We start from the raw sequence: 15,953 nt of genomic DNA on the forward strand, positions 1-15,953 counted from the left end.
GTTGGAGTTTAGAGGAACAGCCCCGGGCCCGGTGCACTTCCTTCGGGGAATCTGACGCCCACTTTGGCGATCTTGTTCCCTTCCATCATCGCAACCGTCCAGATGGTGTTGTTCCACTCCACCTGGTCGCCGACCACCGGCGCGCCGCCGACCTTGTGGGCAATGAAGCTGCTCAGTGAGGTGTTCGGGTCGATGCCGTCCAGCTTCAGGCCGTACAAGGCGGCCACAGCGCCCAGCTGGGCGTCGCCCTCGAGCACGAAGTCGCCGAAGAAACGCAGGTCCAGGCCACGGCTCGGGGGCTGGCTGAACAATTTGCCCAGGGCAGGCAAGTCGTGTTCGTGGCCGATGACGCAGAGCAGGTCACCCACTTCAAGCGTGGTACTACCCGACGGATGGAGCAGTTTTTTATCGCGAAACAGGGCGGCGATACGGGTGCCGTCGGGCATTTTCAGTTCACGCAGGGCCGCACCGATGCACCAGTTTTGTGCGTCGAGGCGATAAACAAAGAGTTCCCACTCGCTGGTGACATGCACTTCAAGGGCTGAACGGGACACAGGGGCCAGATCAGGCGGTACGGTCACCTTGAGCAGCTTGGCGACCCACGGCAGGCTGGTGCCTTGCACCAGAAGAGATACCAGCACGATAAAGAATGCCAGGTTGAAATACAGCTGCGCATTGGGCAGCCCGGCCATCAACGGGAACACCGCCAGAATGATCGGCACCGCACCGCGCAGGCCTACCCATGAGATAAAGGCTTTTTCGCGTCCATGGAAGGCTTTGAAAGGTAGCAGCCCCACTACCACTGACAGCGGGCGGGCAAACAGAATCATCCACAGGGCCAGTGCCAGTGCTGGAATGGCGATGGGCAACAGGTCGTGTGGCGTGACCAGCAAGCCCAGCACCAGGAACATGCCAATCTGGGCCAGCCAGGCCATGCCGTCGAGCATATGCAAAATGCCATGACGGCTGCGGATCGGACTGTTGCCAATCACCAGGCCGCACAGGTAGACCGCGAGAAAGCCGCTGCCGTGCAGGGCGTTGGTCAGGGAAAAGACCACCAGCCCGCCTGCGATCACCAGAATCGGGTACAGGCCGTTGGCCAGGTTGATACGGTTGACCATTTGCAGCATTAGCCAGCCGCCTGCCAGACCGACCGTGCCGCCGATGGCAAATTCACGCACCAGGTTGAGCAACAGGCTCCAGTGCAGGCCTGTTTCACCGCTGGCGAGCATGTCGATCAGGGTGACGGTGAGGAATACCGCCATCGGGTCGTTGCTGCCGGACTCGATTTCGAGGCTGGCTGAAACCCGCTCGTTCAGGCCTTTGCCACCCAGCAGCGAGAACACTGCGGCGGCATCGGTGGAGCCGACAATGGCGCCAACCAGCAGACCCTGGATCAAGTTGAGATTAAACAGCCAGGCGGCCATCAGCCCGGTCAGCCCCGTGGTGATCATCACCCCCACCGTGGCCAGCGATAACGCGGGCCATAACGCCACGCGAAAACTGGAAACCCGGGTGCGCAAGCCGCCGTCGAGCAAAATCACCGCCAGGGCGAGGTTGCCCACCAGATAGGCTGTGGGGTAGTTGTCAAAAATGATGCCGCCGCCATCGACACCTGCGGTCATGCCCACCGCAAGGATGATGACCAGTATCGGGATGCCCAGGCGCGAGGACAGAGAACTTACCAGGATGCTTGCGCCTACCAGCAACGCGCCGATCAAGAACAGGCTGTTGATGGTCGTCGCATTCAAAGGCAGTACTCCAGAAAGCTAAAAAAGACAGGGCGCAGACCTGGCATGCAGCCTGCGTGCCATCGATTCTAACCTGCGCCATTGGCGGGCTGTCAAAAAAGGTTTTGAATGGATTACACCCTGGAGGTGTTTGGGCCTGTCGAGTAGGACTGAAGGCCTTTCTTACAAAAAAATGGGATTTTCACTGCATTTTTATATTAGGTAAATTGTGTGTACTGCGGCCTCCCACTTGCGCACGGACATGACATGAACCCTGCTACTGAGGCTGGCAACAGGCTATCGAAGACAACACCGTGGTGTGACGACAAACGAATCAACCTTTATGTCGTGTCTGTCAGCAAGTTTCTGCTGCTGTATGGGCTTACGGCAGGCGGGTACATGGTCTATTGGTCATATCGCAACTGGGCGTCCTACAAAGCGGAAACCGGGGCGCCGATCGCGCCGTTGGTGCGCGCTGCGCTCTGGCCATTTTTTATCCTGCCGCTGTTTGAAGTGGTTCAGAACGGCCTCGACAGGACAGGGCGCTGCTATTTTTGGCAACCCGAGACCAGAGGCCTGCTCATTATGCTACTGGTCATGTTCTCGGTGCTGGTGTCCACGCTGTTTACCCGGCCCGCGGATGCGGTCTATGTGTTGTTCACCAATGCAGTACTGATCACCGGTTGTTGTGCAATGCTGGTGGCGGCCCAGCGCGCAATCAATATGCTGGCGGGTGACCCGCAGGGCAGCGTCAACAAGGCCCTGAGCTGCGCTAATTTTGCCTGGATGGTGGCCGGCACGTTGTTGATGGCCGTCGTTGGCTATATGGAATTCATGAGTCAACGTTGAGTTCATGGCGTAAAAAAACCGGGCAACCCTTTCGGGTGCCCGGTTTTTTATTGCCCGATCACATCCTCAACCGATGGTCATCAGGCTTGCGTTGCCACCCGCAGCAGCGGTGTTGACGCTCAGTGCGCGCTCGATCACCAGGCGTTCCAGGGCGATATTGGTTTCGCCCTGGGACAGGCCCTGTACGCCAACGATGGCGCCTTCGCGTTGTGCCACTTGCTGGCACACGTCACGCAACTGGTCACAGTCGCCGTGGTGCAGGACGGCGTCGAAGATCACTTCGTCCTTGGTCCAGTCCGCGACCAGTGTGATGCGTGGCTGCACCTCTGCAGGCAGGCGGGCCAGCAGGGCCTTGGCCAGTTCACTTTGCGGCAGTACCGCCGAGCTGCCCACGGCCAGAACGGCAGCCAGTTGGGTCAGCAGGTCGCTTTCAACTTCAGCCAGGCACAGCACATGTTCACGCGGCAGAATGGCGTAGCTGTTGCGTTCGCCGGTCGGGCCGTTGAGCAGGCGCGTGATGCCACTTTGCGAGTGTGCAGCGTACTCGGTGCACAGCTCGGCCAGTGCTGGTTGCTGGTTGCTGGTTGCCCAGGCTTGCAGGGCGCTGAGCGGTTTGCTCATGGCCTCGCGGGCCTGGGTGTCCGGTGCGGTCACGGCATCGACCTTGGCGAACGATTGCTCGATTGCATTGCCCGGGCGGGTCGACAGCAGGCGGTACAGGTACAGCGGGCCACCGGCTTTCGGGCCGGTACCCGACAGGCCTTCACCGCCGAACGGTTGCACGCCGACCACCGCACCAACGATGTTGCGGTTGACGTAGACGTTACCGGCGTTGACGTTGTTGACCACCTTGGCAATGGTTTCGTCGATACGGGTATGTACGCCCAGTGTCAGGCCATAACCCGAAGCGTTGATCTGTGCGATCAACTGGTCGATGTCTTTGCGCTTGTAGCGCACCACGTGCAGCACCGGCCCGAAGATCTCGCGTTCCAGCTCGTCAAAGCTTTCCAGTTCAATCAGGGTCGGCATGACAAAGGTGCCGCGTTTGCATTCTTCGCTATCGGCGATGGCCATCTGGTACACAGAGCGGCCCTTGTCGCGCATGCCCTGGATATGCTGCTCGATCCCGGCCTTGGCTTCGGCGTCGATCACCGGGCCGATGTCCACGTTCAAGCGCTCGGGGTTGCCCATGCGCGATTCGGCCATGGCACCTTTGAGCATTTCGATGACGCGATCTGCCGAGTCCTCTTGCAGGCACAGTACCCGCAGTGCCGAGCAACGTTGACCGGCGCTGTCGAAGGCCGAAGACACCACGTCGATAACCACTTGCTCGGTCAGGGCCGAAGAGTCGACGATCATGGCGTTCTGGCCGCCAGTTTCGGCGATCAGCGGGATAGGGCGGCCCTGGGCATCCAGGCGACCGGCAATATTGCGTTGCAGCAGGCGGGCCACTTCGGTGGAGCCGGTGAACATCACGCCTTTGACGCGATCATCACCCACCAGGCGTGCGCCGACGGTTTCGCCGCGGCCAGGCAGCAATTGCAGCACGCCTTGCGGGATGCCAGCTTCGATCAGGATGCGTACGGCTTGTGCGGCAACCAGCGGGGTTTGCTCGGCAGGCTTGGCCAATACCGGGTTGCCGGCAGCCAATGCTGCAGCCACCTGGCCGCTGAAGATGGCCAGCGGGAAGTTCCACGGGCTGATGCAGACCACCGGGCCCAGCGGGCGGTGGGCATCGTTGGTGAAGTCGTTACGGGCCTGCACCGCGTAGTAGCGCAGGAAGTCCACTGCTTCGCGCACTTCGGCGATAGCGTTGGCGAAGGTCTTGCCAGCTTCACGGGCCAGCAGGCCCATCAGTGGCTGGATCTCGCCTTCCATCAGGTCGGCGGCGCGCTCCAGGATCGCAGCGCGCTCGGCGGGCGGGGTGGCCTGCCAGATCGGTGCGGCGCTCAGGGCACACTGGATAGCGTTATCGGCGTCTTCAACGGTGGCTTCTTGTACATGACCCACCACATCACGCAGGTCGGCCGGGTTGAGCACCGCCGCCGGGGCTTCGTTGCTGGAGTCACAACCGAGCATCGGCGCGGCTTTCCAGTCGTTATGGGCCGTGGCCAGCAAGGCGCAGGACAGCGACGCCAAACGGTGTTCGTTGGACATGTCGATGCCGCTGGAGTTGGCGCGTTCGCTGCCATACAGATCACGCGGCAACGGGATGCGCGGGTGCGGCAAGCCGAAGCCGCCTTCGGTCGTGGCCATTTGTTCAATCTGGCTGACTGGATCGGCCACCAACTCGTGGATTGCGATAGTGTGGTCGGCGATACGGTTAACGAACGAGGTGTTCGCGCCGTTTTCCAGCAGGCGTCGCACCAGGTAAGCCAGCAGTGTTTCGTGGGTACCCACTGGGGCGTACACACGGCACGGACGGTTCAGCTTGCCTTCGGCAACCTTGCCTACAACCTGTTCGTAGAGGGGTTCACCCATGCCGTGCAGGCACTGGAACTCGTACTGACCCGGGTAGTAGTTTTGACCGGCAATGTGATAAATCGCCGACAGCGTTTGGGCGTTGTGGGTGGCGAATTGCGGGTAGATGGCTTCTGGTACGGCCAGCAGCTTTTTCGCACAAGCGAGGTAGGACACGTCGGTGTACACCTTGCGGGTGTAGACCGGATAGCCTTCCAGGCCTTCGACTTGGGCGCGTTTGATTTCGCTGTCCCAGTACGCGCCCTTCACCAGGCGGATCATCAGGCGATGACGACTGCGGCGAGCCAGGTCGATCACGTAGTCGATCACATACGGGCAGCGCTTCTGGTAAGCCTGAATCACGAAGCCGATGCCGTTCCAGCCAGCCAGCTGCGGCTCGAAGCACAGGCGCTCGAGCAGGTCGAGAGAGATTTCCAGGCGGTCTGCTTCTTCGGCGTCGATATTGAGACCGATGTCATACTTCTTGGCCAGCAAGGTCAGCGACAACAGGCGCGGGTACAGTTCGTCCATCACGCGTTCGTACTGGGCGCGGCTGTAGCGCGGGTGCAGGGCCGACAGCTTGATGGAAATGCCCGGGCCTTCATAGATGCCGCGACCGTGGGAGGCTTTGCCAATCGAGTGGATGGCTTGCTCGTAGGACGCGAGGTACTTTTGTGCGTCATGTTCGGTGAGTGCGGCTTCGCCGAGCATGTCGTAGGAATAACGGAAGCCCTTGGCTTCAAAGCGCGTGGCGTTGGCCAGGGCTTCGGCGATGGTTTCGCCGGTGACAAACTGCTCGCCCATCAGGCGCATGGCCATGTCGACGCCCTTGCGGATCATCGGCTCGCCGCTCTTGCCGATAATGCGGCTCAGGGAGGAGGTCAGGCCTGCTTCGTTGTGCGTCGACACCAGCTTGCCGGTCAGCAACAGACCCCAGGTCGCAGCGTTGACGAACAGCGACGGGCTGTTGCCCAAGTGCGGGTGCCAGTTGCCAGTGCTGATCTTGTCGCGAATAAGGGCGTCGCGGGTGCCTTTGTCCGGGATACGCAGCAGCGCCTCAGCCAGGCACATCAGGGCCACGCCCTCCTGGGACGACAGGGAAAACTCCTGCAGCAAGCCCTGCACGATACCGGCACGGCCGCCGGCGCTCTTCTGGTTGCGCAATTTTTCGGCAATCGAGGCCGCCAGGGTTTGCGTGGCTTCGGCCATAGGGGCTGGCAGTCGCGCCTGCTCCAGCAGCATGGGCACTACTTCGGGTTCCGGGCGACGGTACGCCGAAGTAATGGCAGCGCGCAGTACGGACTGCGGCAGGATGCTTTCTGCGAACTCCAGGAAGCATTGATGCGCGTGGTCGGCTTGTACTTCGTCGGCGTCATCGCTGGCAGAACCAGGGATACCGCTCAACTCGGTCAGGGTTGCACCACCCTCGAGTTTTTCCAGGTAATTGAAGATTGCCTGCTTGATCAGCCAATGTGGCGTGCGATCAATCGAGGTCGCGGCGGCCTTGAGGCGCTCGCGGGTCGGGTCATCAAGTTTGACCCCAAGGGTGGTGGTAGCCATTTTTTTATCCTCATGGGTGCCACATTTGCGTGGCAGCAGCTGGCGGCAAGATTAGCGCTGCGCCGAAACGGGTGCAACTAGGTGCAACCCGTTTTTTTGTGGATTGGTCGACGCTTCGTCAGGAATATTCAGGCGGGGTGAAATCAGTGCTCTGGTGTGGTGCTTTCTGTTTGGTTTGGTAGGGTCTTTGCTCCGAAAAGGCGCAAAAACTCCGAATTGAGACGAAAAGGCGACAAGGTGCAACTTGGCTCGCAGAAACTGGTTGCACCCGATTTGCTTTGTTGCATAGCATTCGCGCCCAAGGTGCAACCTCCTACAGAAGATTGGTTCATCGGCTGATGGATTTCCTGGGGAAACATCAGTCATAAATGCGCGGCAGGGTTAATCGTCTCAAACAGGACGTTTGTGAGCGTACGGCCAGACCGCCGCTAAACATAAAAACAATGCCAGGGCTTTATCAATGAGTGTTAGTAACCCAACCCTGATCACGTTCGTGATCTATATTGCGGCAATGGTGCTGATTGGCCTGATGGCTTATCGCTCCACCAACAACCTTTCTGACTATATTCTCGGTGGCCGTAGCCTGGGCAGCGTTGTCACTGCATTGTCCGCCGGTGCCTCCGACATGAGCGGCTGGTTGTTGATGGGTTTGCCGGGTGCGATCTACATGTCCGGCTTGTCGGAAAGCTGGATCGCCATCGGTCTGGTGACCGGCGCTTACCTGAACTGGCTGTTTGTTGCCGGTCGCCTGCGGGTACAGACCGAGCACAACGGTGATGCGCTGACCTTGCCGGATTACTTCTCCAGCCGTTTTGAAGACAAAAGCGGTTTGCTGCGGATCATCTCGGCCATCGTGATTCTGGTGTTCTTCACCATCTACTGCGCTTCCGGCATTGTGGCCGGCGCCCGTCTGTTCGAAAGCACCTTCGGCATGTCTTACGAATCCGCCTTGTGGGCCGGTGCTGCGGCGACCATCGCCTATACCTTTATCGGTGGGTTCCTGGCAGTGAGCTGGACCGACACGGTTCAAGCCACCCTGATGATCTTCGCGCTGATCCTGACGCCTATCATCGTGCTGCTGGCCACGGGTGGCGTAGACACCACGTTCCTGGCCATCGAGGCCAACGACCCAAGCAACTTCGACATGCTCAAGGGCACGTCCTTCATCGGCATCATCTCGCTGATGGGCTGGGGTCTGGGTTACTTCGGTCAACCGCACATTCTGGCGCGTTTCATGGCCGCTGATTCGGTCAAGTCGATCGCCAAGGCGCGTCGCATCTCCATGACCTGGATGATCCTGTGCCTGGCCGGTACGGTCGCTGTAGGCTTTTTCGGTATCGCTTACTTCTCGGCACACCCTGAAGTGGCCGGGCCGGTGACCGAAAACCCAGAGCGCGTATTCATTGAACTGGCCAAGCTGCTGTTCAACCCGTGGATTGCCGGTGTGCTGCTGTCGGCCATTCTGGCTGCGGTCATGAGTACCCTGAGCTGCCAGTTGCTGGTGTGCTCCAGTGCCCTGACCGAAGACTTCTACAAGTCCTTCCTGCGTAAAAATGCCTCCCAGCTGGAACTGGTATGGGTTGGCCGGATCATGGTGCTGGTGGTTGCACTGATCGCCATTGCACTGGCCTCCAACCCGGAGAACCGTGTGCTGGGTCTGGTGAGCTACGCGTGGGCAGGTTTCGGTGCTGCGTTCGGTCCAGTAGTACTGATCTCTGTACTGTGGAAAGGCATGACCCGTAATGGTGCATTGGCCGGTATTCTGGTCGGTGCCATTACCGTGATCGTGTGGAAGCATTTCGCCTTGTTTGGCCTGTACGAAATCATCCCGGGCTTTATCCTGGGCAGCCTGGCCATTGTGCTGGCAAGCCTTGCGGGCAAAGGCCCAAGCAAAGGCATGATCGAGCGTTTCGACGCTGCTGAAAAAGACTTCCAGCAAAACAGCTGATCAGAGAAGCGCTTGCGCTGACCTTGAAGTGTTCAAAAACGGCCCGTCTCCAGGTGAGACGGGCCGTTTTTTTTGCCTGGGCGTTGCTCACCGTATCTCGGAAAAAACGCCCGCGACCTGACGTCAGGTTGCGTACAAGGTAAACTTCGCCTCCTGCGCAGGAGCAACCATGAACTATCGTCACGCCTTCCACGCCGGCAACCACGCCGACGTCTTCAAACATATCGTCTTGACCCGCCTCATCGCCCTGATGTCGCGCAAAGAGCAGCCTTTTGCCTATCTCGATACCCACGCCGGTATTGGTCTGTACGACCTCAAGGGCGATCAGGCCAACCGCACGGGCGAGTACCTTGAAGGCATTGCACGGTTGTGGGGGCAGAAAGACCTGCCTGCAGTGACTGATGACTACATGCAAGTACTGCGCAAGATGAACCCGGATGGCGAGTTGCGCTATTACCCGGGCTCGCCGGAGTGGGCGCGACGCCTGACCCGTTCCCAGGACCGTGTGCTGTTGAACGAGAAACACCCCGAAGACGGCGTATTGCTCAAAGACAACATGAAGGGTGATCGCCGCGTAGCGGTGCATTTGGGCGAAGGCTGGCATGTGCCGCGTGCTTTGCTGCCGGTGGCTGAGAAGCGTGGCTTGATGCTGATCGACCCGCCGTTCGAGAAACTCGACGAAATGAAGCGCTGCGCCGAATCGTTGAAAGACGCGATCAGTCGCATGCGCCAGACCGTTGTAGCGATCTGGTATCCGATCAAGGATAAGCGCCAGTTGCGTCGTTTCTATCAGGACCTGGCAGGTTCAGGTGCACCGAAGTTGCTGCAGGTGGAGTTGTTCGTGCATCCGCTGGATACGCCCAACAGCCTCAATGGTTCGGGCCTGGCGATCGCCAACCCGCCTTGGGGTCTCGAAGAAGAGCTGCGCGAACTGTTGCCGTGGCTGGCCAAAAAACTGGGTCAAACCCAGGGTGGCTGGCAGATGGAATGGTTGATTGCGGAAAATAGCTGAACACCAATGTGAGAGCGGACTTGCTCGCGATCGAGGCGATGCGGTGTAACAGAAACACCGAGTCGCTTGCATCGCGAGCAAGCCCGCTCCCACCGTTTTTTGTGCTACATCAAATCGGGCAGGTCACACCGGTGCCGCCGATACCGCAATAACCCTGCGGGTTTTTCGCCAGGTACTGCTGGTGGTATGCCTCGGCGAAGTACACCGTTGGCGCCTGGTCGATTTCAGTGGTGATGGTGCCCAGCCCGGCCTTGTCCAGTTCCGCCTGGAACACCTTCTTGCTTTCCAGTGCCTGCTCAAGCTGTTCAGGGGTGGTGCAGTAGATCACCGAGCGGTACTGGGTGCCGATGTCGTTACCCTGGCGCATGCCTTGGGTGGGGTTGTGCAGTTCCCAGAACATGGCCAGCAATTGCTTGTAGCTGACCACTTCCGGTTCGTAGACCACCAGCACCACTTCGGTGTGGCCGGTCAGGCCCGAGCAGACTTCTTCGTAGGTCGGGTTCGGCGTGTAGCCGCCCGCATAGCCCACTACGGTGCTGACTACGCCTTCGCGCTCCCAGAACTTGCGTTCTGCGCCCCAGAAGCAACCCAGGCCAAAAATCGCGAAGTCCACGTTCATCGGGAACGGGCCCAGTAGCGGCTGGCCGGTGACGTAGTGGGTTTCCGGCAGTTGTACGTGAGTGTCACGGCCGGGCAGGGCTTGTTCTTTAGTGGGTAGCACGTTTTTATTCACCAGGATTTCCGAGCGCAAGACCATGTTTCATGTCCTCTCAGTCAGAGTGTAGGAAGTCAGGCTGCTAGTGTGCCCGAGTGTTACGGCGCTGTCAGGCCAGTGGGCCACGCGGGTAGCGTTTGAGTTTTTCTATCAGTTCGCTGCCGGGGATAGGTCGGTCGAACAGATAACCCTGGCCTACATCACAGCGATGGCGGCGCAGGAATGCCAACTGTGCAGCGGTTTCAATGCCCTCGGCAACCACTTTGAGCTTGAGGTTGTGGGCCATGGCAATCACGGCGGAGGTGATTTCCATGTCGTTCTGGTTGTCGGGGATGTCTTTGATAAAGCTGCGGTCGATCTTGATGATGTCGATCGGAAATTTTTTCAAGTAGCTGAGCGATGAGTAGCCGGTGCCGAAATCGTCCATGGCCAGGGTCAGGCCCAGTTTTTTCAGTTGGTCGAGTTGCAGGCGGGTGTCGTCGGTGGCTTCCAGCAGCAAGCCTTCGGTCAGCTCCAGCTCCAGCAGCGCAGCCGGTAACTGTTCTTCCTTGAGGATACTGGCAATCGAGGCAACCAGGTCCGGGTCGGAAAACTGCTTGGGCGACACGTTGATCGCTACTTGCAGACTGCCCAGCCCGGCCAGGCTCAGTTGCCGGCTCATCCGGCAGGCCTGGCGGGCGACCCATTTGCCGATAGGGATGATCAGCCCGGTTTCTTCGGCCACGCTGATGAACTGATCGGGGCGGATCATGCCGTTTTTAGGGTGGTTCCAGCGCAGCAGGGCTTCCATGCCCAGCAGTCGTCCGGTACGCAGGCACAGCTTGGGCTGGTAGAACACCTCAAGTTCGTTCTGGGTCAGGGCGCGGCGCAGGTTGTTTTCGACAAACAGTTTGTAGCTGGCTTCGGCATTCAGGGCTTCGGTAAACACCTGCACCTGGTGCTTGCCGCAGGCCTTGGCCTTGTGCAGCGCCAGGCCTGCGTTGCGCATCAGGGTTTGCGGATCCCGGCCATGCAAGGGCGCACAGGCTACCCCGACCGAGCCGGTGACGCTGATCAGCTGGTTATCGACGAACATCGGCTTGTCGAGGGTCATCAGCAACTGGCTGGCAATTTGCTGTCCGGTCGTCAGGTCAGTATCGTCCAGCAATACCGCGAATTCGTTACTGGCAAAGCGCGCCAGCCCATCGCTGGCGCTCAGGCTGTTGCGCAGGCGCCGGGCCAGGCTGATCAGCAGCTTGTCGCCGGTCTGGTGGCCAAGGCTGTCATTGATGCGCTTGAAGTTGTCGATGTCCACCAGCAACAGGCACACCGGCGTGTTGCTGTTGCGGGCGAAGCGTTCATCGAGGTTGCGGATAAAGGCCGGGCGGTTGCCCAGGTTGGTCAGGTTGTCGGTGTAGGCCAGGCGTTCGATGCGCTGCTGCGCCAGCTTGGCCTCGGTGATGTCTTCATAAATACCGATGTAGTGGGTCAGCTCACGGTTGTCGCCATACACCTTGGAAATCGACATCTGCCCCCAGTAGGGTTCCAGGTTTTTGCGTCGGCTCTTGAATTCACCCTGCCAGCTGTTGCCTTTGCTCAGGCTGGAGTGAGCATCGAAGAGCAGTTCGCTGAGGTTTTCCAGAGCGGGCAGCTCGGACAGTTTATGGCCCTGGACTTCCTCGGTGCTGTATTGGGTGATGGCGGTAAAGCTGGGGTTTACGTACTCCACCACGCCATCGCAGTTGACCAGTAAAAAGGCGTTGGCACTTTGTTCGACAGCGCGCTGGAACAGGTGCAGGGCGTTGGTGGCGGCGCGGCGGTTGTGGTTGTTGATGACCTGGGCAAACTGGTCGGCCAGCTCGCCGGCGAAGGCGATTTCGTCCGCTTGCCAGGCGCGGGTTCTGCCGACCTGCTCCAGGCACAGGACGCCCACCACCTGACCGTCGATGCGGATACCTGCGTCGAGCATGGCATTGGCTTCGTGCCGGCCCAGGCTGGCCACCAGTTCGCGGGTGCGCGGGTCGCGGCTGGCGTTCGGCGCGTCGATCGAACGGCTGGTGTGCAAGGCTTCCAGGTAGTCGGGGAAGTGGCTGGCATCGAAGATGTCTTGCGCGACATGGGCCTGGGTCTCGCGTTCGAACGCCGAAACAGGCAGCAACCGGTTGCCTTCAAGATTCCACAGGCTGGCACCATCGATTTGATAGATATCGCAGGCGCTGCGGGTGATCAGCTCGGCGGCTTCTTGCAGCGAATTGTGCTGGCTGTAGCGATGACGGGCGAGGCGCAGGATCAAGTCCTGCTGGGCACGCACGCGCTCCAGATGCTGAAGTTGATCCGCCTGGGTACGCTGGTTGAGCGCCAGGGCGATCTGCAGGCGGCTGTTTTGTGTTTCAAGTTCGGCCACCGGGGCGGGCGAAGGGCTGGCAGCGCTGTCTTCAATGGCCAGCAGATAGCCGCGCAAAAAATGTCGATTATGCTGTTTGTAGGCCTCGCCCAGCTCCATCAGGTTCAGTGGGCCCAGGGCGGTGTGCAGGGTGTAATGCACAACGTAGTGGTGGCTGGTCCTGAGCTGATGCTCGATTGCATCGTGCAGGTGATAGCGGGCGCGGGGTTCCATCAGACTGGCGTAGGGCGAGCCAACCAGCGCGCACAAGTCTGCCGCGGGCATGCCGAATTGGCGCTCGCAGTGCGGGTCGAGATAGAGCATGGCCCAGCTGGCTTCATTAAGCCGTTCGAAACGCAGCATGCCGAGCCTGGAAGGTACGGGGAGCTGGGTCACGACCTCGGCTGCCAGGCGCGGGGCAGCATCAGGCTGGCTTTTCATTGGGGCACTCGCTTCACAAATGCGGATTGCGCACGGGCTGTCACCCTGTCTCTGTGGTAGACGGCAAGGTTGCATCATGCTCGGCGTGCTGACAAGTGAACATAAAGGCTAAGTGCTATAAGGGCTTATCGGCCGGTCGGGGATTTCCTGCAGGCCGATCGGCAAGGTTTGCAGCTTATTTAAGCTCAACAGTTGCGGACTCGATAATCCGGCCCTTTCTATTGTGAAAATCAACCTTGAGTTGTTGGCCGCTAATGCTCAGGCAGACGAAGTTGTCTTCGCTGACCACTCGACTGTTGAGCTTGAGTGAGTAAGTGCCTGTGCCCACGCTGGTCAAGGGGGCGTTGACGAGCAGGTCTCTGACATTCGCGTACGGCAGCAGTCTGGTATTGCACAGGGGTGAGGACACCACGCTGTGTACGATAAAGTCCGGGCTTTTGTCGTGGGTCAGATGACAGCAGAGCGAGCCATGAATATCGCCCGACACGAACACCACGTTCTTGATGGCGTTGCTGCGAATGGTTTCGAGGATGCGGTTGCGCTGCGCCGCAAAGGCCTTCCAGCCGTCATTGTCGCGCCGTTGGTCGGGCATAAGCATGACGCTGCTGACGATGAACTTGACCCTGGCGTTGCTGTTGATCAGCCATTTGAGCAGTGCCTGTTCCTGAGTAACGCCGATCATGCGTTTGTCACGCCCCGTAAGGGTGCGCTCGGTGCGGCAATCCATGACGAACCAGTCGATGTCAGCGTTGGCAAACCTGTACCAGTAGCGGGACAGGTTGCGGTTGATGCGCCCGTCGGGCAGCAGGTCGTGGGCCGGGCCATGGCTGCACTGGTAAGCCTCGTAAGCTCTCATGGCGTTGTTGTAGAGCGTTTTATCTCCGGTATCCCGATTGGCTGGCCAGTTATCTTCGATTTCATGGTCGTCGAGGATCATGTAGGTCGCAGTGCCTGCCATTAGCTTGCGGATATGGGGTTGTGTGAAAGCGGCGCGGTATTTTCGGGTGATGCTGGAGTAGTCGCGGTCCGGGGCCACAATATTCAGGTCATCGACATACACCTGATCGCCGGCCATCACCACAGCATCAATGCTTTGCTGGCGGGTCAGTGCATGGATGTTGCCGAAGATTTCGTCCCCTAGGTGCGGGGCAGAAGGGATGCCTGCCGTGAGCCTGAGGTAGCGGCAAGAGCCAACGACATATCGGCGAGTACGGTTGCGTGCAGTTGAGTCGGTCTTGAAACTGTATACCGTGGCAGGCCATTGAAGCGGGATCTGCTTGACGGTTTCAGTCGTGTGCCCGGGGTTTGCGGTGGCGAACCAGCCAGCCTGGTATTCGTAGCGGGTATCACTGTGCAGAGTGTTCAAGACCAGCGTATCGGACATGTCGAACTCAGGGCTCAGTCTTGAAAACACACCGGCAGACCACTGGCTGTCGCCAGCCTTGCGATGCCGGATACCGGCGAAGACGGCGTTGTTTTTGTCGAGTTCGCCGCGGACAAAAATGCGCGCGTGCTGTGAAGTGGTAAAGCCCACTATCGGGCCAACGGTGGGTGGGATCACATCGAAATCCTTTCTGATGTTTGGGCGATGGCAATCGCGTGGTTCAATTCCTTTGGTTAACGGTAGAAGTGGTTGGGTGGTTGACCCATTCATGGATTCAGCGCTGGGTGTAGTGCTTGAAGGGCAGTGAGTGTCAGAAAAGCCCCTCACCCTAGCCCTCTCCCAAAGGGAGAGGGGACTGAGCGCACGCGATTTCAAGAACACCGCCAATCAGCCCCTCTCCCAAAGGGAGAGGGTTGGGGTGAGGGGCTCTTCAAATCGCAGGCAAAAAAAAGCCCCGCCTAATGGCGGGGTTGAGGTACGAGCGTGGCGCTCGGAAAACAGTGCGCTACCCCGGCCTTCAGTGACGAAGGCCAGGGCGTGGCTTACAACAGGATAGTGCGGATGTCGCCCAGCAACTGGCTCAGACGCTGGGTGAAGCGTGCAGCAGCAGCGCCGTTGATCACGCGGTGATCGTAGGACAGCGACAGTGGCAGCATCAGCTTCGGCTGGAAGGCTTTACCGTCCCAGACTGGCTGGATGGTTGCCTTGGATACGCCGAGGATCGCCACTTCCGGTGCGTTGACGATCGGCGTGAAGCCGGTGCCGCCAATGTGACCGAGGCTGGAAATGGTGAAGCACGCGCCTTGCATGTCGTCTGCGGTGAGCTTCTTGTCACGGGCCTTGGCGGCCAGTGCAGCGGCTTCAGCAGCCAGTTGCAACAGGCTCTTCTGATCAACGTTCTTGATCACAGGCACCAGCAGGCCATCCGGGGTGTCAACGGCGAAGCCGATGTTGACGTACTTCTTGCGGATGATCGCTTTGCCGCTTGGCGCCAGCGAGCTGTTGAAGTCCGGCATTTCCTTGAGCAGGTGCGCGCAGGACTTGAGCAGCAGAGGCAGTACGGTCAGTTTCACGCCGGCTTTTTCTGCGACGGCTTTTTGCGCGACGCGGAAGGCTTCCAGCTCGGTGATGTCAGCCTGGTCGAACTGAGTCACGTGCGGAATGTTCAGCCAGCTGCGGTGCAGGCTCGACGCGCCGATTTGCATCAGGCGGGTCATGGCCACTTCTTCCACTTCACCGAAACGGCTGAAGTCGACAGCAGGGATCGGCGGAATGCCAGCACCACCGGTTGCGCCGGCGGCCGGTGCTTCCTTGGCTTTTTGCATCATGGCTTTGACGTGCGCCTGCACGTCTTCCTTGATGATACGGCCGTGCGGGCCGCTCGGAGTGACTGCACTCAGCTCGACGCCGAATTCGCGGGCCAGTTGACGCACGGCAGGGCCGGCGTGAACCTTGCCACCTTTTGGCGCAGGCGCGGCGGCCGGGGCAGGAG

9 protein-coding genes are annotated in these 15,953 nt (G+C 59.6%); 3 read left to right on the forward strand and 6 right to left on the reverse strand.

The annotated features are described in order from the left end of the window. Positions 1–8: 8 nt before the first annotated feature. Positions 9–1,751, reverse strand: coding sequence for a potassium/proton antiporter (locus GHO03_RS13125; protein ID WP_095000894.1), 1,743 nt, complete (start codon positions 1,749–1,751; stop codon positions 9–11). 246 nt (positions 1,752–1,997) lie between these two features. On the opposite strand from GHO03_RS13125, the gene GHO03_RS13130 reads away from it, so the two are divergent. Further along, on the forward strand, positions 1,998–2,579 hold the full coding sequence (locus GHO03_RS13130; RefSeq protein ID WP_133144754.1) for a hypothetical protein: 582 nt from the start codon (positions 1,998–2,000) through the stop codon (positions 2,577–2,579). A gap of 66 nt (positions 2,580–2,645) precedes the next feature. On the opposite strand, the gene putA is transcribed toward GHO03_RS13130, so the two are convergent. After that, the gene (gene putA / locus GHO03_RS13135; protein WP_153399947.1) at positions 2,646–6,599 is read right to left on the reverse strand and encodes a trifunctional transcriptional regulator/proline dehydrogenase/L-glutamate gamma-semialdehyde dehydrogenase; all 3,954 of its coding nucleotides are present in this window, start codon (positions 6,597–6,599) and stop codon (positions 2,646–2,648) included. 460 nt (positions 6,600–7,059) lie between these two features. On the opposite strand from putA, the gene putP reads away from it, so the two are divergent. Further along, a complete protein-coding gene (gene putP, locus GHO03_RS13140; RefSeq protein WP_095000897.1) occupies positions 7,060–8,547 on the forward strand; it encodes a sodium/proline symporter PutP in 1,488 nt (495 codons plus the stop codon). Positions 8,548–8,716: 169 nt separating this feature from the next. Continuing rightward, positions 8,717–9,559: a 23S rRNA (adenine(2030)-N(6))-methyltransferase RlmJ gene (locus tag GHO03_RS13145; protein ID WP_095017705.1), complete on the forward strand. Its 843-nt coding sequence runs from the start codon at positions 8,717–8,719 to the stop codon at positions 9,557–9,559. A gap of 109 nt (positions 9,560–9,668) precedes the next feature. Here the strand turns inward: GHO03_RS13145 and msrA are convergent, their stop codons facing one another. The 4 genes from msrA to GHO03_RS13165 form a co-directional block, all read right to left on the reverse strand. Further along, entirely contained in the window at positions 9,669–10,316 is a 648-nt protein-coding gene (gene msrA, locus GHO03_RS13150; RefSeq protein WP_095000899.1) for a peptide-methionine (S)-S-oxide reductase MsrA, read from the reverse strand. 67 nt (positions 10,317–10,383) lie between these two features. Continuing rightward, positions 10,384–13,077: an EAL domain-containing protein gene (locus tag GHO03_RS13155; protein ID WP_095000900.1), complete on the reverse strand. Its 2,694-nt coding sequence runs from the start codon at positions 13,075–13,077 to the stop codon at positions 10,384–10,386. Between the two features lie 175 nt (positions 13,078–13,252). Next, positions 13,253–14,638 carry an alkaline phosphatase D family protein gene (locus GHO03_RS13160; RefSeq protein WP_133144753.1) on the reverse strand — a complete coding sequence of 462 codons (1,386 nt, stop codon included), beginning with the start codon at positions 14,636–14,638 and terminating at the stop codon, positions 13,253–13,255. 365 nt (positions 14,639–15,003) lie between these two features. Beyond that, the coding region (locus tag GHO03_RS13165; protein WP_178110312.1) for a 2-oxo acid dehydrogenase subunit E2 at positions 15,004–15,953 on the reverse strand (950 nt) is incomplete at its 5' end.

Source organism: Pseudomonas sp. FSL R10-1339 (genome assembly GCF_009600545.1).
In the GTDB taxonomy this organism is placed as follows: domain Bacteria; phylum Pseudomonadota; class Gammaproteobacteria; order Pseudomonadales; family Pseudomonadaceae; genus Aquipseudomonas; species Aquipseudomonas bubulae.

Coding starts and splice junctions, on each gene's coding strand:
- GHO03_RS13130 (WP_133144754.1), top strand. CDS start 1,998: ATGAACCCTGCTACTGAGGCTGGCAACAGGCTATCGAAGACAACACCG.
- putA (WP_153399947.1), bottom strand. CDS start 6,599: ATGGCTACCACCACCCTTGGGGTCAAACTTGATGACCCGACCCGCGAG.
- putP (WP_095000897.1), top strand. CDS start 7,060: ATGAGTGTTAGTAACCCAACCCTGATCACGTTCGTGATCTATATTGCG.
- GHO03_RS13145 (WP_095017705.1), top strand. CDS start 8,717: ATGAACTATCGTCACGCCTTCCACGCCGGCAACCACGCCGACGTCTTC.
- msrA (WP_095000899.1), bottom strand. CDS start 10,316: ATGGTCTTGCGCTCGGAAATCCTGGTGAATAAAAACGTGCTACCCACT.
- GHO03_RS13155 (WP_095000900.1), bottom strand. CDS start 13,077: ATGAAAAGCCAGCCTGATGCTGCCCCGCGCCTGGCAGCCGAGGTCGTG.